Below are 20067 nucleotides of genomic sequence, written 5' to 3'. Positions count from 1 at the left end.
CCCGGACCATCCCGACACCCTCACCACCCGCAGCCACGTTGCTTATGCCCGCAGTGCCGTAGAGGCCACACAGCAACCGAGTACAGCAGGCACAATGGCCGTTCCCAATGCCGGGCACCTTTCAGAAGACGACGAAGATCTGTGATTCCACCCAACCGACGGCAGCGCTGACGGCAACGACGGCGGACGGCGGCAGCACTCGACAGCCCGGCACGGCAATCCCAAGGGAAGCGCCGACCGTCTCACCAAGGCCTGCCCGCATCTTCTAAGCGCCGGCGCAGGCGCTGTGTAGCAGCCATGGCGCCAAGAGCACCGCTCTGAGGGCTGGGCCGTCTCTGGGCCGTCCGACAGTGACCAACGTCGACAGGCGACGACAGATACCACTCACGTCAGCGCAGGTCAGACCAACGTCCCACAGTATCGGTCGACTTGGGCACTCACTGAAACCAGTTCTAGTTAAAGTGAAGGGCCTGCCCTGGCAGGTGCCGAATCAGGGCGAGGGCCTCTGTTGTGCCAGCGCGTGACGGGACTCAGGCCGGACCGGAAGGGCACAACGAGGGCACAACGGTTTCACGCGGGTTCAACGGAAGCCAACGTCAGCAAACGCCCTTTTGCCTGGTCAGCGAGGTAGCTTGACAGTCGCCGCAGATGATGCACGAAGGGGCGGCACCTCCGCACAAGGTGCCGCCCCTCTTCTTCCTTTTTGTGCGCCGGAGCCGTCGTCGATCGGTGAGGGTCGGGGACCGACGGCGGCTCCGGGGACCGGCAGGGTCAGCGGTGGTCGCTGCCCGCCGACTGCGTGGCCGCGCGGCCCGCTTCCAGGCGGGCGACCGGGATGCGGAACGGGGAGCAGGAGACGTAGTCCAGGCCCACCTCGTGGAAGAAGTGCACCGACTCCGGGTCACCGCCGTGCTCGCCGCAGACGCCGAGCTTGAGGTCGGGGCGGGTGCGACGGCCCGCTTCCGCCGCCGCCTTCACCAGGGAGCCGACGCCGTCCTTGTCGATCGTCTCGAAGGGCGATACGCCGAAGATCCCCTTCTCCAGGTACGCGGTGAAGAAGCTCGCCTCGACGTCGTCGCGGCTGAAGCCCCACACCGTCTGGGTCAGGTCGTTCGTACCGAAGGAGAAGAACTCCGCCGCCTCCGCGATCTGGCCGGCCGTGAGGGCGGCCCGCGGCAGCTCGATCATCGTGCCGATCGCCAGCTTGAGCTTCGTGCCCGTCGCCGCCTCGACCTCCGCGATGACCTGGTCGGCCTCTTCGCGGACGATCTCCAGCTCCTGGACCGTGCCGACGAGCGGGATCATGATCTCGGCCCGCGGGTCGGCCTTGCCGTTCTTCCGCTCGGCCGCGGCCTCGGCGATGGCACGGACCTGCATCGTGAACAGGCCGGGGATGACCAGGCCGAGGCGGACACCGCGCAGGCCCAGCATCGGGTTCTGCTCGTGCAGGCGGTGGACCGCCTGGAGCAGCCGCAGGTCGTTCTCGTGCGGCTCCTGCCGGGACTCCGCCAGCGCCACGCGGACGGAGAGTTCCGTGATGTCGGGGAGGAACTCGTGCAGCGGCGGGTCCAGGAGGCGGACGGTGACGGGCAGGCCGTCCATCGCCTCGAAGAGTTCCACGAAGTCCTTCTTCTGCAGGGGCAGCAGCTCCTGCAGGGCGGCCTCGCGCTCCTCCTCCGTGTCGGCGAGGATCAGCTTCTCGACCATCTCGCGGCGCTCGCCGAGGAACATGTGCTCGGTGCGGCACAGGCCGATGCCCTGGGCGCCGAAGCGGCGGGCCCGCAGCGCGTCCTCGGCGTTGTCCGCGTTGGCACGGACGCGCAGGCGGCGCTTGCGGTCGGCGAAGGCCATCATGCGGTGGACCGCCTCGACCAGCTCGTCCGCGTCGTCGGCACCCGGGTGCATCCGGCCCTCGAAGTACTCGACCACGGGGGACGGGACGACCGGGACCTCGCCCAGGTACACCTTGCCGCTCGAACCGTCGATGGAGATCAGGTCGCCCTCCTCCACCACCTGTCCGCCGGGGACCGTCATCCGGCGGCGCTTGGTGTCGACCTCAAGCTCCTCCGCGCCGCAGACACAGGTCTTGCCCATGCCCCGGGCGACGACGGCCGCGTGGGACGTCTTGCCGCCGCGGGAGGTGAGGATGCCCTCGGCCGCGATCATGCCGTCGAGGTCGTCGGGGTTCGTCTCGCGGCGGACCAGGATGACCTTCTCGCCCGAGCGGGACCACTTCACCGCCGTGTACGAGTCGAAGACGGCCTTGCCGACCGCCGCACCCGGCGACGCCGCGATGCCACGGCCGATCTTCTCGACCTTGGCGGACTCGTCGAAGCGCGGGAACATCAGCTGGGCCAGCTGGGCGCCGGTGACGCGCTGGAGCGCCTCGGTCTCGTCGATCAGGCCCTGGTCGACGAGCTGCGTGGCGATACGGAAGGCGGCGCCCGCCGTGCGCTTGCCGACGCGGGTCTGGAGCATCCACAGCTGACCGCGCTCGATCGTGAACTCGATGTCGCAGAGGTCCTTGTAGTGGTTCTCCAGCGTCTCCATGATCTGCATGAGCTGGTCGTACGACTTCTTGTCGATCTGCTCCAGCTCCGCCAGCGGGACCGTGTTGCGGATGCCCGCCACCACGTCCTCGCCCTGGGCGTTCTGCAGGTAGTCGCCGTAGACGCCCTGGTGGCCCGAGGCGGGGTCACGGGTGAACGCGACGCCGGTGCCGGAGTCGGGGCCCAGGTTGCCGAAGACCATCGAGCAGACGTTGACGGCCGTGCCCAGGTCGTGCGGGATGCGCTCCTGGCGGCGGTACAGCTTGGCCCGGTCGCCGTTCCAGGAGTCGAAGACCGCCTTGATGGCGAGGTCCATCTGCTCGCGCGGGTCCTGCGGGAAGTCCCGGCCGGCCTCCTTCTTGACGATCTTCTTGAAGGTGGTGACCAGCTTCTTCAGGTCCGCGGCCTCGAGGTCGGTGTCGACCGTGACCTTCTTGGCGGCCTTGGCCTTGTCGAGGGCCTCCTCGAACAGCTCGCCGTCGACGCCGAGGACGGTCTTGCCGAACATCTGGATGAGGCGGCGGTAGGAGTCCCAGGCGAAGCGGTCGTCGCCGGCCTGCTGGGCCAGGCCCTGCACCGACTTGTCCGACAGGCCGATGTTCAGGACCGTGTCCATCATGCCGGGCATGGAGAACTTGGCGCCGGAGCGGACGGAGACCAGCAGCGGGTTGTCGGGCTGGCCGAGCTTCTTGCCCATCTTCGCTTCGAGGGCGTCGAGGTGCGCACTCACCTCGTCACGCAGTGCCGCGGGCTCCTCGCCGCTCTCCAGGTAGACCTTGCAGGCCTCCGTGGTGATGGTGAAGCCGGGAGGGACCGGGAGACCGAGGTTGGTCATCTCGGCGAGATTGGCACCCTTGCCGCCGAGCAGGTCCTTGAGGTCCTTGTTGCCCTCGGTGAAGTCGTAAACGAACTTCGCTACGTGGGGTTCTTTGTTTTCCGACACGGGTCTCGACTCCTTGAGGCCACGGTGGCTGCCCTGACGGCCAGGAACATACCCAGATCGAAGGTTCCTGGGTACGTCCACTTGCGCGTCATGCGCCTGTAACCACCCGTCCGCCAGCGGATCGAAAGTCAAGGCTTGGCAAGGGATGACAGCCATATGTGTTCACTTCTTGAACGCGGCAGGGCTCCTGGACGCCCCTTCTCGCTCAAATGAGCGGCACTCCTGCACGTCTGAGTTCGATCGATGAACGATCAAGGGGTGGCACCGAGTGCCACCCCTTGGAGAAGTGCAGTCGCGCTTGATCCGCTCATCTGAGCGCAACCCTTATCAAGGGTGGCGAGAATCACGCTGCCACAGAGTGCCCCGTTTCACCATGCGGACCCGCCTCCGGACGTGTTCGGGCAGCGAAACACCCTCGTCACACGCCCCCCTCCCCGCGTCACACACCCATCGCCGCCAGCCGCTCCTCCGCCCGCTCCGGCGCGTACAGGTGCTCCACCACCAGCGCCCCCGCGCCGATCAGGCCCGCCCGGTCCCCGAGCCGGGAGGTGACGACGTCCAGGTGGGCCGTGGAGCGGGGCAGCGCCCGCTGGTAGAGCAGCTCGCGCACACCGGTCAGGAACGGCGTTCCGGCCAGGTCGCCCGCGATCATCAGCACGCCCGGGTTGAGCAGGGTCACGACCGTCGCCAGCACGTCCCCGACCTGGCGCCCGGCCTCCCGGGCCAGCGCGGCCGCCTCCGGGTGCCCGGCGGCCAGCAGGTCCCGCACGTCCGCGCCGGAGGCGGCCGGCACCCCGGTCGCGGCCAGCCGCCGGGCCACGGCACCGCCGCTCGCGACCGCCGCGAGGCAGCCGTACGAGCCGCACCGGCACAGCGCGTCGGCGCCGACCCTGATGTGCCCGATGTCGCCCGCGCCGCCGTCGACGCCCCGGTAGACCGAGCCGTCCACGACCACCCCGGCGCCGATGCCGGTGGACACCTTGACCAGCACGAAGGCCGTGCAGTCGGGGTACCCGATGCGCTGCTCGCCGTAGGCCATGAGGTTGGCGTCGTTGTCGACGAGGACCGGCACCGCGGGTGCGCCGGTGTACTCGGTGAAGGCGCGGGACAGGCGGCCCGTTATGTCGTAGCCGTCCCAGCCCGGCATGATCGGCGGCTGCACCACCCGGCCGGTCTCGCTGTCCACCGGGCCCGGCACCGCGAGCCCGATCCCGCACACCTCCTCGGCCCGGTGCCCGGCCTTGGTCAGCAGCTCGGCGAACCAGTGGCCCAGTTCGCCCAGGACCGCCTCCGGGCCGTCCTCGACCACCAGCGTGCCGGCGTGCTCGGCGAGGATCTCGCCGGTCAGGGAGAGGACGGCGGCGCGGGCGTGCCGGGTGTCCAGGTCGGCGGCGAGGACCACCGCGTGGGAGTCGTCGAACTCCAGGGTGATGGAGGGTCGGCCACCGAGCGGCGAGTCGACCGGGCCGCCGGCGCCCTCACGCAGCCAGCCGGCCCGGAACAGCCGGTCCAGGCGCTGGCCGACGGTGGCCCGGGACAGTCCGGTCGCCTGCTGGAGCGCGCCCCGTGTCACGGCCCGCCCGTGGCGCACGAGTTCGAGCAGATCGCCGGCACCCGCCTGGCTGCCGCCCCTGCCGGTCCTTCCCGGACGTCCGGTCATGCGCACCCCCTTGTGTTCCTCAAGCTTGCATTACATAGTGAGTTTTGCGTGTTAAATAGACGTAACCCTACGGTGGCCGCGACCGAACCCGCGCGGCCGGACGTCTTCGGGGAGCCCCGAGTGGATCGCACTGCCCAGCTCACTGCCCGTTCCACGGAGTACGAGATCGCATACGATCCACCGGCCGTGACCGCGGTCGCCCCGGCGGCCCCGGCATCCCTGCACGTCAGGGCGGCCCGGCTGCTGGAGGCGAACTGGACGGGCGGCTCGACCGTCCCGTCCCGGAAGCTGTACCCGCACCAGTGGTCCTGGGACTCGGCGTTCATCGCCATCGGGCTGCGGCACGTCTCGCCGCTGCGGGCCCAGACCGAGCTGGAGACACTGCTCGCGGCCCAGTGGGGCGACGGACGCGTCCCGCACATCGTTTTCAACCCCTCCGTACCGCTCGACGCGTACTTCCCGAGCCCCGACTTCTGGCGCTCCTCCACCGCCGGGTGCCCCGCGGGTGCCCCGCGCACCGTACAGACGTCCGGCATCGTGCAGCCACCGGTGCACGCGCTGGCGGCCTGGCTGGTGCACCGGGCCGACCCCGGGCTGTCCCGGGCGCGCGGCTTCCTGGCCCGGGTGTACCCGCGGCTGGCCGCCTGGCACCGCTATCTGCTGCACCGCCGGGATCTGGGCGGAGGGGGACTGGTGTCGGTCGTCCACCCCTGGGAGCAGGGCATGGACAACAGCCCCTGCTGGGACGCCCCGCTCGCCCGGATCGCACCGGCCCCGGCCCGCTCCTTCCGTCGCGCCGACCTCGACCACGGCGCGCCCGAGGACCGGCCGACGGATCTGGACTACGGGCGGTACGTGCGGCTGGCCGCCGACTACCGGGAGCGCGGGTACGCCGACGGTGACGGCGACTTCGCCGTGGAGGACCCGGCGTTCAACGCCCTGCTCATCGCCTCCGAGCAGGCCTTGGCGCGGATCGCCGAGGAGCTGGGCGCGGCCGGCACCGCCCGGCGGGCCCGCGCCGAGCGGCTGACGGAGGCGCTGGTGGAGCGGCTGTGGGACCCGGAGGCCGGGATGTTCCTGTGCCGGGACCTGCGCGGCGGCGACGCCCTCGTCCCCGAGCGCGGTGTCTCCGGCCTGGTCCCGCTGCTGCTGCCCGGACTCCCCCGCGCTGTCGCCGCGACCCTCCTCCGCACGCTCCGCGGGCCGCACTTCTCGGTCGGCGACCGCACCCGGCTCGTCCCGAGCTACGACCTCCTCGGCGAGGCCTTCGACCCGCACCGCTACTGGCGCGGCCCGGCCTGGTTCAACACGAGCTGGCTGGTGGAGCGCGGGCTGCGGGAGCACGGCGAGACGGCGGCGGCCGACGCCCTGCGCGAGGCGGTGCTGCGCCTGGCCGCCGCGACCGACTTCGCCGAGTACGTCGACCCGTACACCGGCGAGGCCTGCGGCGCGACCGGCTTCAGCTGGACGGCGGCACTCGCGCTCGATCTGCACCACCAGCAACACCCGCCACACGAGCGTCAAAAGCTGGACAAGGGCGCACAAAAGGGCGTGTCCCCCTCGGACACCGGCACGTTCGGCAGGAGTGACAAAGGAGGGGACCGGGGATGACCGACCGGCATCATCTGCTCGTGCACGGCGCCACCTTCGCCGCCGTGGGCGACCGTGGCGACATCAGCGGGGTGCGCAGCGGCAGCTCCCCGGACGGGTTGTTCGTCCGGGACGCCCGGCACCTCAGCCGCTGGCAGCTCACCGTCGACGGCGCGGTACCCGAGGTGCTCACCCCGGTGGCCGACGGGGACGCGGCCCGCTGTGTCCTGGTCCCGCGCGGCGGCCGGCAGGAGCCCCCGGCGCACACCCTCTTCCGCGAACAGGCCGTCGGGGACAGCTCGTTCGTGGAGTCGGTGAAGGTGGCCAGCAACCGCCCGGTGCCCACCACCGTCCGGCTCGGGCTCACCGTGGACGCCGACTTCGCCGACCAGTTCGAACTCCGCTCCGACCACCGCACCTACGTCAAGACGGGCGTCGTACGCGCCCGCGAGGTCCTCAGCGACGGCATCGAGTTCACCTACCGGCGCGCCGAGTGGCGGTCCTGTACGACGATCACGGCCGACCCGGCCCCGGACGCCGTGGAGGAGACGGGCACCGGCGCCCGCCGCCTGGTGTGGACCCTCGACCTCGCACCGCACGACACCACGGAGCTGGTGCTGCGGGTCATCGCCCGGCCGCACGGCGAGAGGCGCGCCGTGCGCGTGCCCCGCGACCCCGCCGCCGTGCACGAGCAACTCCTCGCGCGGGAGGCCGAGTTCGCGGAGGGCGTGGCCTTCCCGACCGGCTGGCCGGAGCTGGCCGCGGCCTGCGCCCGGGGCCTCGCCGACCTGGCGGCACTCCAGGTCCAGGCCACCGGACCGGACGGCGAGGAGCTGCGCGTACCGGCGGCCGGCGCGCCCTGGTTCCTCACCCTGCTCGGCCGGGACGCGCTCCTCACCTCCCTCTTCGCGCTGCCGTACCACTCCCGGCCGGCCGCCGCCACGCTCCTCGCCCTGGCCGCCACCCAAGCGACCGGCGCCGGCCCGTCCCCGGTCGCCCAGCCCGGCAAGATCGTGCACGAGGTACGGCACGGCGAGCTGGCCCACTTCGGCCAGGTGCCGTTCCGCCGCTACTACGGCTCGGTCGACGCCACCCCGCTGTTCCTGGTCCTGCTCGGCGCGTACGTCGAGCGGACGGGGGACGCGGAGCTGGCCCGGCGCCTGGAGCCGCACGCCCGCGCCGCCGTCGGCTGGATGCTCGACCACGGCGGCCTGACCACGCGCGGCTACCTCGTCTACCGCGCCGACGAGGGCGGCCTCGCCAACCAGAACTGGAAGGACTCCCCCGGCGCGATCTGCTGCGCCGACGGCACCCGGCCCACCGGCGCGGTGATGGCGGCGGGCGCCCAGGGCTACGCCTACGACGCGCTGCGCCGCACGGCGGTGGTGGCGCGGTCGGTGTGGGCCGACGAGACGTACGCCGCCCTGCTGGAGCAGGCGGCGGCCGACCTGCGGGACCGGTTCCAGCGGGACTTCTGGATGCGGGAGCGGTCCTTCCCGGCGCTGGCGCTGGACGGGCAGGGCCGCCAGATCGACGCGCTGGCCTCCGACGCCGGGCATCTGCTGTGGTCCGGGCTGCTGGACAAGGAGTACGGGGAGGTGGTGGGCCGGCGGCTGCTGGAGCCGGACTTCTTCTCGGGCTGGGGCGTCCGCACGGTCGCCTCCGGCCAGGCCGCGTACCACCCGCTCTCCTATCACCGGGGCTCGGTGTGGCCGCACGACAACGCGCTGATCACGCTGGGGCTGGCGCGGTACGGGCTGCACGACGAGGCCCGTACGGTCGCCCATGCGCTGGTGGACGCGGCGACGGCGGGCGGGCACCGGCTGCCGGAGGTGCTGGCGGGGTACGGGCGCGACACGCATGGTGAGCCGGTGCCCTACCCGCACGCCTGCGGGCGGGAGGCCCGGTCCGCGGCGGCGCCTCTCGCTCTGTTGACGGCGGTCGGGGGCGCCTGAGGGGGCTTCGCCACCGTCGGTCGTATTGACCAGGTGTTTGCCCAGCGCGCCTGAACGGTGTCTCCCGGGGAGCCGTACCGGAGGGCATGAGCGCGCTCCAGTCGGCCGAGGAGACGGTCCCCGAAGAGATCACCGCACCCGCCCCGCGTCCGTCCCGGCGGCCGTGGACCGCCTTGTCGGCGTGGCGGCGGCGCTGGCGGGAGCGGCATCCCACCGCCGCCCACACCCTGTCCGTCAGTGTCACCGTGCTCGCCGCCGCCCTCGTCGTCGCCGCGCTGGTGATGCCCAACACGGTCGTCCGGCTGGGGCCCGCGAAGTTTCTGCGGATACCGGCGGAAGCCGTCGTCGGGGCCGCCGTGCTGCTCGCGCTGCCGCGGCGGCCCCGGGTCGCGGTGGCGGCGGTGTCCGGGGTGCTGCTCGGCGCCATGACCGTGCTGAACGCGCTGGACATGGGCTTCAACCAGTACCTCGGCCGGGGCTTCAACGTCGTACTCGACTGGACCCTGATCGGCGACGCGGAGTCGTACCTGGAGGACTCCCTCGGCCGCACCACCACGCTCGCCGCCGTGGTCGCGGTGCTCGTCCTCGTCCTGCTGCTCTTCCTGCTGCTGGCGCTCGCCATGGTCCGGCTGAGCAATCTCCTCGCCCGGCACCCCGCCACCGCGACCCGCGGCACCCTGGTCGCCGGGGTCGTCTGGATCACCTGCTCCTCCCTCGGCCTGCAGATAGCCGGGGTGCCGATCGCCTCCGACCGCACCGCGACCGCGCTGAAGGTGCAGGCCCGCCGGGTCTCGGACACGCTCAAGGACGAGGCGGAGTTCCGGAAGGTGGCCCGCATCGACGCGTTCGGGAACACGCCGGCCGGTCAGCTGGTGCCCGATCTGCGCGGCAAGGACATGATCTTCACGTTCATCGAGAGCTACGGCCGCAGCGCGATCGAGGACCCGGTCATGGCGCCCGGCGTCGACCGGACGCTCGACGTCCGCACCAAGGCGCTGGCCAAGGCCGGCTACCACGCCAAGAGCGGCTGGCTGACCTCGGCGACCTACGGCGGCAGCAGCTGGCTCGGCCACTCCACCACCATGTCGGGCCTGTGGATCAGCAACCAGCAGCGCTACCGCACGGTCATGGCCAGCGACCACATGAGCCTGACGGACGCGTTCAAGAAGACCGGCGCGTTCGACACGGTCGGCGTCATGCCGGGCGTGCAGAAGGGGTGGCCCGAGCAGAAGTGGTACGGCCTCGGCAAGGTCTACAACGCCTTCCAGCTCGGCTACCGGGGACCGAAGTTCAGCTGGTCGACCATGCCGGACCAGTACGCGCTCCAGCAGTACCAGGACCGGGTGCACAGCAAGAAGCCCGCCGACGGCAAGTCCCGGATGTCACTCCTCATCCTGACCTCCAGCCACCAGCCCTGGGCGCCCATCCCGAAGATGGTCGGCTGGGACCGGCTCGGTGACGGCTCGGTCTTCAAGGGCATCGAGGCGGCGGGCAACGATCCGACCGACGTGATCGCCGACACCACCAAGTCCCGCGAGGAGTACGGCAAGTCGATCCAGTACTCGGTGACCGCGCTGACCGAGTGGCTGGAGCGGTACGGCACCAAGGACACCGTGCTGGTCTTCCTCGGCGACCACCAGCCGATCGCCCGGGTCAGCGGCAATCACGCCAGCCGGGACGTGCCGGTGTCGATCGTCGCCAAGGACCCGAAGGTGCTCGACAAGGTCACCGACTGGGGCTGGACGGACGGCCTGCGCCCCGCCCATGACGCACCGGTGTGGAAGATGAGCGCGTTCCGCGACCGCTTCCTGACGGCGTACGGCTCGACACCGCACCCGAAGAAGAACTGACGCCCTTCACCGCTCAGCCGCCCGACGTGTCCAGTTCCGCGTCCTCGCTCACGCCCGCGCAGTCGTACGGGTCCTTCAGCCAGCCGTCCGGCAGCACCACCCGGTTGTTGCCGGACGTACGGCCCCGGGGCCCGTCCGCGCCGGACGGCCACGGCTGGTCGAGGTCCAGCTCGTCCAGCCCGGCCCGCAGCTCCTCCAGGGAGGACGTGATCGCGAGCCGTTTGCGCATCTCGGAGCCGACCGCGAAGCCCTTCAGGTACCAGGCGACGTGCTTGCGGAAGTCGACCACGCCCTTGGACTCGTCGCCCAGCCACTCGCCGAGCAGGCGGGCATGGCGGACCATGACGTCGGCGACTTCCCGCAGCACGGGTCGCCGGAAATCCGCACGCCCCTCGAACGCCGCCACCAGGTCCGCGAACAGCCACGGCCGCCCCAGGCAGCCACGGCCCACGACCACGCCGTCGCAGCCGGTCTCGCGGACCATCCGCAGCGCGTCCTCGGCCGACCAGATGTCGCCGTTGCCGAGCACGGGGATCTCCGGCACGTGTTCCTTCAGCCGTGCGATGGCGTCCCAGTCGGCGGTGCCGCCGTAGTGCTGCGCGGCCGTACGACCGTGCAGGGCGATGGCCGTCACCCCCTCCTCGACGGCGATACGGCCGGCGTCGAGGTAGGTGATGTGGTCGTCGTCGATGCCCTTGCGCATCTTCATCGTGACGGGAAGGTCACCGGCCCCGCTGACCGCCTCGCGCAGGATCGCCCGGAGCAGGTTCCGCTTGTAGGGGAGGGCCGAGCCTCCGCCCTTGCGCGTCACCTTCGGGACCGGGCAGCCGAAGTTCAGGTCGATGTGGTCGGCCAGGTCCTCCTCCGCGATCATGCGGACGGCCTTGCCGACGGTCGCCGGGTCGACGCCGTACAGCTGGATCGAGCGCGGCTGCTCGCTCGCGTCGAACCTGATCAGCTGCATGGTCTTCTCGTTGCGCTCGACCAGCGCCCGGGTCGTGATCATCTCGCTGACGAACAGGCCCTTGCCGTCGCTGAACTCCCTGCACAGGGTGCGGAACGGCGCGTTCGTGATACCCGCCATGGGTGCGAGCACCACGGGCGGCGTCACGGCGTGCGGGCCGATGGAGAGCGGGTGGGTCATCGTCAGGGCTCCGGGACGGATCTACGGCACAGGGACACGGGGCAAGGGTCCATTGTCCCTCACCCGGCCGGTCGCTCGTCCGACACCTCGTGCAACAGTCATTAGTTAGACGCACTATTGAAATCGGCGTACGATGGGACGCATGCCAGAGTTGAGTCATCGCCGACGTCTGCTCGTGCTCGCGATCTGCTGCATGAGCCTGCTGATCGTGAGCCTCGACAACACCGTGCTGAACGTGGCACTGCCGTCGATGCAGCGCGACCTGCACGCCACCACCTCCGGCCTGCAGTGGACGATCGACGCCTACACACTCGTCCTCGCCTCGCTGCTGATGCTCGCGGGCTCCACGGCGGACCGCATCGGCCGCAAGAAGGTCTTCATGGCCGGCCTGGTGGTCTTCTCCGTCGGCTCCCTGCTCTGCTCCCTCGCCCCCAGCCTGGAACTGCTGATCGTGTTCCGCATGGTCCAGGCGGTGGGCGGCTCGATGCTCAACCCGGTCGCCATGTCGATCATCACCAACACCTTCACCGACGCCCGCGAGCGCGCCCGCGCGATCGGCGTGTGGGGCGCGGTGGTCGGCATCTCCATGGCGGCGGGCCCGCTGGTCGGCGGGCTGCTGGTGCAGTCGGTGAGCTGGCGCGCGATCTTCTGGATCAACCTGCCGGTCGGCCTCGCCGCCCTGCTGCTCACCCTCCGCTTCGTCCCCGGTTCCCGCGCGCCCAAGGCCCGCCGCCCCGACCCGCTCGGCCAGCTGCTGGTGATCGCCCTGTTCGGCTCGCTGACGTACGCGATCATCGAGGCGCCGGAGTCGGGCGCCGGCACGGTCGCCCCCTTCGCCGTGGTCGCCGCGGCGGCCCTGGTGGCCCTCCTGTGGTACGAGCCCCGGCGCGACGAACCCCTCATCGACCTGCGCTTCTTCCGCTCGGCCCCGTTCAGCGGCGCCACGGTGATCGCGATCAGCGCGTTCGCGGCCCTGGGCGGCTTCCTCTTCCTGTCCACGCTGTACCTGCAGAACGTGCGCGGGCTCGACGCGCTGCACGCGGGCCTGTGGATGCTGCCGATGGCCGCGCCGACGTTCCTGTGCGCCCCGCTGTCCGGCCGCCTGGTCGGCAGCCGGGGCCCCCGCCTCCCCCTGCTGGTGGCCGGTACGGCGATGACCGCGAGCGGTGTCCTGTTCGCCGCGTTCGAGGCCGAGACGTCGAACGCCACCCTCCTGCTCGGCTACGTCCTCTTCGGCATCGGCTTCGGCTTCGTGAACGCGCCGATCACCAACACGGCGGTGTCGGGCATGCCCCGCGCCCAGGCCGGCGTGGCCGCCGCCGTCGCCTCCACCAGCCGGCAGCTGGGCCAGACGCTCGGCGTCGCGGTGGTCGGCGCCGTCCTGGCCTCCGGCATCGGCTCGTCCTCGTACCGCGAGACGTTCGTCTCGGCGGCGCGCCCCGGCTGGTGGATCCTCACCGCCTGCGGCCTGGCCGTCCTGCTCCTGGGCCTGCTGACCAGCGGCACCTGGGCCCGCCGCACCGCCGAACGGACGGCCGAACAGCTGGAGACGACGGAGGTACGCCAGACCGTGGGAGCCACGGAGCGAGCGTAGAACCACTACCGACCGGTCCCGGCGGCACCGGTGAGCGTCCGCCCCTCCGTCCCGGGGAGCGTCCGACCTCCTGACCCGGCCGGTCCCGACAGCGCCGCGGAGCGCCCCACCCTGACTCAACGGCCCGGCGGCGGCGCAGCGCGTCCCACCCCCGGCTTGGCAGCCCGGCAGCGGCGGTGATCGTCCGCCCTCCCGACTCGGCCGGTCCTCACAGCACCGGCGAGCATCCCACCCCGACTCGGCCGATCCCGGCAGCGCTGGTGAGCATGCCCCGACTCGGCCGGTCCCGGCGGCGCCGGTGATCGTCCGAGCCTCCGGCTCGACAGCCCGGCAGCGTCGCGGGGTGTCCTACCCCGACTCGGCAGCCCGGCAGCAGCGGTGATCGTCCGCCCCCCAGCCCGGCCGATCCCGACAGCGCCGCAGAGCGGCCCACCCCCGACTCAACGACCCAGCGGCGCCGCAGAGTGCTCCACCCCGGCCCGGCAGCCCGGCAGCCCGGCAGCAGCGGTGAACGCCCCACTCCGGCCCGGCAGCGTCGCAGAGCGCCCCACCCCCGGCTCGGCCGACCCGGTGGCGTCGCGGAGCGTCCCACCTCCGGCTTGGCAGCCCGGCAGCGGTGGTGAGCGTCCGACCCCCGACTCAGCCGGTCCCCACAGCACCGGCGAGCATCCCACCCCGACTCGGCCGATCCCGGCAGCGCTGGTGATCGTCCGAGCCTCCGGCTCGGCAGCCCGGCAGCACCGGTGAGCGTCCCACCCCGGCCCGGCCGCTCCCCGCAACACCAGTGACCGCCCCGCCCCGACCCGGCACCCCGGCTGCCCCGTCCCCCGGCGGACCCCGCGACACTACCGCCATGGATCTGCTGTCGCTCCGCTACTTCCAAGCCGTGGCCCGGCACCAGCACATCAGTCGGGCCGCGGAGGAGCTCCGGGTCGCCCAGCCGTCGGTGAGCCGGACCATCATCCGGCTCGAAGCCGAACTCGGGGTACCGCTCTTCGACCGCCGGGGCCGCCGGATACGGCTCAATGAGCACGGCGCCGCCTTCCTGGCCCGGGTCGAGCGGGCGCTGGCGGAGCTCGACGACGCCCGCCGGGAGCTGGCCGACGCCGCCGGAGCGGGTCCGGGCCGGGTCGCCGTCGCCGCCGAGACGCTGCTTCAGCTGTCCGGCGTGCTGTCCGCCTTCCACGCGCTCCGGCCGGAGGTGAAGGTGCGCCTGTTCCAGGCTCCGGTGGACTCCATGCGGCAGCATCTGCGCTCGGCCGAGGTGGACTTCGCGATCGCCTCCCAGCCGTTGGCCGGGCCGGAGCTGTGCTCGGTGGAACTGGTACGGGAGGATGTGCTGCTGGCCGTTCCGCCCGGGCACCGGCTGGCCGGCCGGGAGCGCGTCGCGGTGGCCGAGCTGGCCGGCGAGGACTTCGTCAGCACCCGCACCGGACAGTGGCAAAGGGCCCTGCTGGAGCGGCTCTTCGCCCGTGAGGGGCTGACGCCGCGGGTGGTCTGCGAGGGCGACGAGGCCGCCGCCACTCCCGGGCTGATCGGCGCGGGACTGGGCATCGGCCTGATGCCGGCCGTCGCCCGGCGGGCCCTCGGCGACAGCGGCCTGGTGACCTGGCTGCGACTGGACGCCGCCGACTGCCACCGGACGCTGACGCTGGTGTGGCGCAAGGACGCCTATCTCTCCCCCGCCGCCCGCGACTTCCGCCGGCTGGCCAGGGAGCAGCTCATGCCTGACACGTCATGAGCACATGGCGCAACCGGTCGTGGAAGGCATGAGCGGCCGGCACTAGCGTCGAGGGCGTCCACCGGTTCGAAGCCCGGACGAGGGAGAGCAGTGATGGGCCAGCAAGGCGCCGCCGCACACACCGGTTTCCGCAGCTATGTGGAGGCCGTCCTGCACGTACTGTCCGCCGAGCCGTCACGGGCGGCCGTCACGACCGCCGAGGGGCGGGTGATCGGCGCGGCGGATCTCCGGGACCGGGTCTACCGGCTCGGCGGGGAACTGGCGGCACGCGGGGTGGGCCGCGGGACCACGGTCTGCCTGCTCACCGGCAACACCGTCGAGGCCCTGGTCGCCCGCTACGCCGCCAATCTGGCGGGCGCCCGGGTGGTCTCCCTCTACGAGGGCACGAGCCCGGCGGTGATGGCCCGCGTGGCGGAGAGCGTGGACTGCTCCCTGCTGCTGGTGGACGACCGGCGGCACGACACGGCACAGGAGGTGTCACGGCTCCCCGGTACGCCCCGGGTGCTCTGTCTGGGGCCCGGCGGCTTCGCCGAGGACGTGCTGGCCGCGGCCGCCCGGCGGCCAGCCCGGCCGATGGGCGGCCTGGTCGGTCCGGACGACGACTGGTGCATCCGGCACACCGGCGGGACCACGGGGGTCCCCAAGGGCATCCGCATGACCCACGGCTCCTACGTGCGCAGCCTGGAGACGGGGCTCACCGGCGCCGGTTCGCCGCCCCGCTTCCTGGCCTGCACCTCGCTCGCCCACCTCGCCGGGATCCTCGCCGACATGGCGCTGCTCCAGGGCGGCTCGGTGGTCCTGCGGCACGGCTTCGAGCCCGGCGACGTCCTGGCCACGATCCAGCGTGAGCGCATCACGCACACCTGGCTGCTGCCGCCGCTGCTCCACCAGCTCCTGGACCATCCGGACCTGCCCCGCACCGACCTGTCCAGCCTGTGCCGGATCAGCTACGGCGGCACCGCCGCGTCGCCCGCCAGGATGCGGCAGGCGGCCAAGGTGCTGGGACCGGTGCTGTACGGCCTGTACGGGCAGGCCGAGGCCCAGCACATCACCGAGGCGGGCCCCGGGGACCAGGAGGTGACCGGCCCCGGCGGGCACCTGACGGTCGGCCGGGCCCTGCCCGGGGTGGAGATCGCCGTCCGGGACGCCGACGGCACCACCCTGCCGCCGGGGCGGTGGGGGGAGGTGCAGGTGCGCTCGCCCTATGTGATGTCCGGCTACTGGAAGCAGCCGGACCTGACCGCCGAGGTGCTCCGGGACGGCTGGGTGCACACCGGTGACGTCGGCTATCTCGACGACGACGGCTACCTCTACATCGTGGACCGGATCAAGGACATGATCGTGGTCGTCGGGGGCCACGTGTACCCGGCGGAGCTGGAGGAACTGCTGCTGAGCCATCCCGCCGTCGCCCAGTGCACGGTGTTCGGCAGCCGGGACGACGAGTCGGGGGAGCACGTCAACGCCGCCGTGGTGCCCGCCGCCGGGCAGCGCCCCTCGCTGGAGGAGATCCGGGACTTCGTCACCGCCCGCAAGGGGCGCCTCTACGCCCCCGACGCCCTGCACCTGGTCCCCGCCATTCCGCTGACCGCGGCCGGCAAGCCGGACAAGAAGCTGCTCCGCTCCCGGCTGTCCGGCTGAGCGGCGCCCGCCCCGGCCGCCGCGTCAGCGCGCCGGCCCCCCGCACGCGATCTCGTACAGCCGCTCCAGCCGCTCCCGCGTCTCCTCGTTCTTCGGGCTGTACGTCACCATCCGGGCGCCCAGCTGGGGGCTCAGCCACAGATCGGTGTGCTCCAGGGTGAGGTGGCCGACGTAGGGGTTGAGGAACTCCTTGGTCTTGGAGCGGGTGCCGACCACCTCGTAGCGCTGCCAGTTCTCGCGGAACTCCGGGATCTCCTCCAGACGCGCGAGGAGCATCTTCCAGGCCGGCTCGCCGAGGTGGCCGGCCAGGGAGGCGCGCAGCCGGGCGGCCATCAGGCGCTGGGCCTCCTCCAGGTGGACGCACGCCGCCTGCCAGTCCTTGTTCGTGTGGACGAGGATCAGGCAGTTGCGGTCCTCGGGCGGGATCGCGTCCAGGTCGCCCATGAGGCGGCCGTAGGTGCGGTTGTAGGCGAGGATGTCGTACCGGCTGTTCTGGATGCAGGCCGGGATCGGCTCCAGCCGGGTCAGCATCTCGCGCAGGGCGGGCGTGACGCTCGGGCAGTTCGCGTCCGGGCGCGGATCGGTCGCGCCGGCCAGCTGGAAGAGATGGGCGCGCTCGCTGGCGTCCAGGCGCAGGGCGCGGGCGAGGGCGTCCAGGACCTGCACGGAGACCTGGATGTCACGGGCCTGTTCGAGCCAGGTGTACCAGGTGACGCCGACCGCGGAGAGCTGGGCGACCTCCTCGCGGCGCAGCCCGGGCGTACGGCGGCGGGCGCCGCGCGGCAGGCCCACCTGCTCCGGTGTGATCCGCTCGCGGCGGCTGCGCAGGAACGCGGCCAGCTCGTGCCGCCGGATCTCCGACCCCCGGGTCGGCTGCGGGGCGGTCTCGCGGTCCGTGGCCATGATGGTCATGATTCCAGGGTGCCTCGCCCGTGATTCCCTTGCCAGGTAGTTCTGCTACCAGGATCAGAACACTCTGGTACCAGGCTGAGCGGTCCCGCAGGCTCGGGGTCATGACTGAAACCGTCACCGTCCCGGCCGCCCGGACGACGGCCGCGCCACCCGTGCTCGGCGGACCCGGGCTGTTCACCGTTCTGCTGGCCGCGGCCCTGCCGCTGGTCGACTTCTTCATCGTCAACGTGGCCCTGCCGACCATCGGCGCCGATCTCGCCGCGGGCGAGGCCGTCCTGGAGCTGGTCGTCGCCGGGTACGGGGTGGCGTACGCCGTGCTGCTCGTGCTCGGCGGGCGGCTCGGGGACCTGTTCGGCCGCCGGCGGCTGTTCCTCGGCGGGATGGCTGCCTTCGGCATCACCTCGCTGGCCTGCGGACTCGCACCCGGCGCCTGGAGCCTCGTCGCGGCCCGGGTCGCCCAGGGCGCCTCGGCCGCCGCGATGCTGCCGCAGGTGCTCGCCACCATCCAGGCCGCCACGAGCGGCACGCGCCGGGCGAAGGCCATGAGCCTGTACGGCGCCACCGCCGGGCTGTCCATGGTGGCCGGGCAGATACTCGGCGGGGTGCTGGTCGCCGCGGATGTCGCCGGGACCGGCTGGCGGGCGATCTTCCTCGTCAACGTGCCGGTGGTCGTGCTGGGGCTCGTGCTCGGCGCGCGGTTCGTGCCGGAGACTCGGTCGCAGCACCCGGAGCCCGTGGACGGGCCGGGCACGGTGCTGCTCGCGGTGTCCCTGCTGACGCTGCTCGCGCCGCTCACCGAGGGCCGCGCCGCCGGCTGGCCGCTGTGGACCTGGCTGGCGCTGGCCGCGTTCCCGTTCGCCGTGGCCGCGTTCTGGGCGGTGGAGCGGCGGGCGGACCGGGCCGGGCGGACCCCGCTGGTGCCGCCGAGCCTGTTCCGGGTGCCGTCCATGCGGCGCGGTCTGGAGCTGATGGTGCCGTTCTCCATCGGCTTCAGCGGGTTCATGTTCATGATCGCGCTGGCACTGCAGCGGGGCGCCGGGCTCGGTCCGGTGCCGGCCGGGCTCGCGCTCGCGCCGATGGCCGTGACGTTCCTGTTCGTCTCGCTCGCCGGGCCCCGGCTGATCGCCCGCTACGGCACCCGGGTGGTCACCGCGGGGGCCGTGCTCCAGGGTGTGGGTGTGCTGCTGATCGTGCTGGCCGTCTGGCGGGACTGGCCGCATCTGGGCTTCGGTTCGCTGCTGCCGGGCGCGGCCGTGGCCGGTGCCGGGCAGGCGCTCCAGCTGCCCAATGTGCTGCGGCTCGTGATGTCCGAGGTGCCGCCCGCCCGGGCCGGGGTCGGCAGCGGTGTGATGGTCACCACGCAGCAGTCGGCGCTGGCCCTGGGCGTGGCCACGCTGGGCACGCTGTTCCTGACCCTCGTGCCGCATCTGGGCATGCGGGACGCGCTGGTCACCACGCTGCTGGTGCAGCTGGCCGGGATCGTGCTGACCGGGCTGCTGAGCCTTCGGCTGCCGCGGACGGTCGGCTGAGCCGGGGAGCCGGGGGCACGGCTTGGCCAACACACCGTGAACCGTCCCCTGTTGATGTCGGTCGTGCTGCACACTCCTTGCGGTCGGGTGTGCCGGACGCGGGGAGGCGTCATGCCGAAGGGCAGCAGCACGAGCAAGGTCAGCCGCTGGGACGGGCACGGCCGGGAGCATGTGGTGCGGGTGCAGCGTACGGGTGTCCAGCGCACGATCCGCTGCGACACCTGCGGCTGGCGCCAGGGCGCCCAGTTCCTGCCCTGGCTGAAGGCGGAGGAGCACCTGGCACAGGCCCATCAGGCGACGGTGGACCCGGCCGGCTCCGGGCAGCCGTCCCGCTGAGGTCCCGGATAGCCCGCGGTGCGGGTCAGGGTGAACCGAGCCCGCGCACCAGCAGGTCCACGACCGCCTCGAACTCCTCCTGGATGCGGGGCTGCCGCCACTCGCGGGCGTAGCCGGGGTCGTGGAAGCGGCCGGTGGCCTGGAAGACAGCCCGGGCCGCGGCGGCCGGGTCGGCCGCGGTGAAGTCGCCCGACGCGATACCCGCCTCGATGATCCGGGTCAGCTGCCCGGTCAGGTCGGCGATGTGCTCGCCGACGGCCGTGCCGTTCTCGTCGGCCAGCACCGAGTAGGTGGCGAACAGCTCGGGGTCGTCGCCGGCCTTGTGCCGCTTGGCCTCGAACAGGGCCGCGAGCCAGGCCCGCAGCCGCTCCTCGGGGCCGCCGCCGGCGCCGACGATCCCGGCGAGCTTCTGAGACGTCCGGTCCAGCCACCGCTTGGTGACGGCCTCGCGCAGCGCCGCCTTGGTGCGGAAGTGCCGGTAGACGCTGCCGTGGCTGACGCCGAGCGCGCGGGCCACGTCGACCACGGTGGCCTTCGCCGGGCCGTGGCGGCGCAGCACCTCCTCGGTGGCTTCGAGGATGCGCTCGGCGGTCAGGGTCTCCGTGGTCGGTGCCATGCCGTAGACC

At 72.3% G+C, this 20067-nt stretch carries 13 protein-coding genes; 8 read left to right on the top strand and 5 right to left on the bottom strand.

The window, feature by feature from the left end; all coding sequences use genetic code 11:
- Positions 1-771 precede the first annotated feature (771 nt).
- Both ppdK and ABZ937_RS26625 read right to left on the bottom strand, forming a co-directional pair.
- On the bottom strand, positions 772-3492 hold the full coding sequence (gene ppdK / locus ABZ937_RS26630; protein ID WP_361695836.1) for a pyruvate, phosphate dikinase: 2721 nt from the start codon (positions 3490-3492) through the stop codon (positions 772-774).
- Positions 3493-3931: 439 nt separating this feature from the next.
- Positions 3932-5152, bottom strand: coding sequence for an ROK family protein (locus ABZ937_RS26625; RefSeq protein WP_361695835.1), 1221 nt, complete (start codon positions 5150-5152; stop codon positions 3932-3934).
- Between the two features lie 120 nt (positions 5153-5272).
- On the opposite strand from ABZ937_RS26625, the gene ABZ937_RS26620 reads away from it, so the two are divergent.
- The 3 genes from ABZ937_RS26620 (at position 5273) to ABZ937_RS26610 (ending at position 10547) form a co-directional block, all read left to right on the top strand.
- Positions 5273-6763, top strand: coding sequence for a hypothetical protein (locus ABZ937_RS26620; protein WP_361695834.1), 1491 nt, complete (start codon positions 5273-5275; stop codon positions 6761-6763).
- Positions 6760-8697: a glycogen debranching N-terminal domain-containing protein gene (locus ABZ937_RS26615; RefSeq protein WP_361695833.1), complete on the top strand. Its 1938-nt coding sequence runs from the start codon at positions 6760-6762 to the stop codon at positions 8695-8697. Before ABZ937_RS26620 ends, ABZ937_RS26615 begins: the two co-directional genes overlap by 4 nt.
- An 86-nt stretch (positions 8698-8783) precedes the next feature.
- The gene (locus tag ABZ937_RS26610; RefSeq protein ID WP_361695832.1) at positions 8784-10547 is read left to right on the top strand and encodes a CDP-alcohol phosphatidyltransferase; all 1764 of its coding nucleotides are present in this window, start codon (positions 8784-8786) and stop codon (positions 10545-10547) included.
- A gap of 13 nt (positions 10548-10560) precedes the next feature.
- On the opposite strand, the gene dusB is transcribed toward ABZ937_RS26610, so the two are convergent.
- Positions 10561-11691, bottom strand: a complete 1131-nt coding sequence (dusB, locus tag ABZ937_RS26605) for a tRNA dihydrouridine synthase DusB (RefSeq protein ID WP_361695831.1) — start codon at positions 11689-11691, stop codon at positions 10561-10563.
- A gap of 142 nt (positions 11692-11833) precedes the next feature.
- Here dusB and ABZ937_RS26600 point away from each other — a divergent pair, with 142 nt between their 5' ends.
- The 3 genes from ABZ937_RS26600 (at position 11834) to ABZ937_RS26590 (ending at position 16664) form a co-directional block, all read left to right on the top strand.
- Positions 11834-13285, top strand: coding sequence for an MFS transporter (locus tag ABZ937_RS26600; protein ID WP_361695830.1), 1452 nt, complete (start codon positions 11834-11836; stop codon positions 13283-13285).
- 853 nt (positions 13286-14138) lie between these two features.
- Positions 14139-15026 carry a LysR substrate-binding domain-containing protein gene (locus tag ABZ937_RS26595; protein ID WP_361695829.1) on the top strand — a complete coding sequence of 296 codons (888 nt, stop codon included), beginning with the start codon at positions 14139-14141 and terminating at the stop codon, positions 15024-15026.
- A 93-nt stretch (positions 15027-15119) separates the two neighbouring features.
- Positions 15120-16664, top strand: a complete 1545-nt coding sequence (locus ABZ937_RS26590) for an AMP-binding protein (RefSeq protein ID WP_361695828.1) — start codon at positions 15120-15122, stop codon at positions 16662-16664.
- A 24-nt stretch (positions 16665-16688) separates the two neighbouring features.
- On the opposite strand, the gene ABZ937_RS26585 is transcribed toward ABZ937_RS26590, so the two are convergent.
- The gene (locus tag ABZ937_RS26585; RefSeq protein WP_361695826.1) at positions 16689-17576 is read right to left on the bottom strand and encodes a helix-turn-helix transcriptional regulator; all 888 of its coding nucleotides are present in this window, start codon (positions 17574-17576) and stop codon (positions 16689-16691) included.
- 101 nt (positions 17577-17677) lie between these two features.
- Between ABZ937_RS26585 and ABZ937_RS26580 the strand changes: the two genes are divergently transcribed.
- A complete protein-coding gene (locus ABZ937_RS26580) occupies positions 17678-19105 on the top strand; it encodes an MFS transporter (protein WP_361695825.1) in 1428 nt (475 codons plus the stop codon).
- Positions 19106-19216: 111 nt separating this feature from the next.
- On the top strand, positions 19217-19441 hold the full coding sequence (locus ABZ937_RS26575) for a hypothetical protein (RefSeq protein ID WP_361695824.1): 225 nt from the start codon (positions 19217-19219) through the stop codon (positions 19439-19441).
- Positions 19442-19466: 25 nt separating this feature from the next.
- Here the strand turns inward: ABZ937_RS26575 and ABZ937_RS26570 are convergent, their stop codons facing one another.
- Positions 19467-20057: a TetR family transcriptional regulator gene (locus tag ABZ937_RS26570; RefSeq protein WP_361695823.1), complete on the bottom strand. Its 591-nt coding sequence runs from the start codon at positions 20055-20057 to the stop codon at positions 19467-19469.
- Positions 20058-20067 lie beyond the last annotated feature (10 nt).

Origin of the sequence: Streptomyces sp. NPDC046727 (genome assembly GCF_040645635.1) — a bacterium.
GTDB lineage: Bacteria > Actinomycetota > Actinomycetes > Streptomycetales > Streptomycetaceae > Streptomyces.
This window is presented reverse-complemented; position numbering and strand designations above follow the sequence as displayed.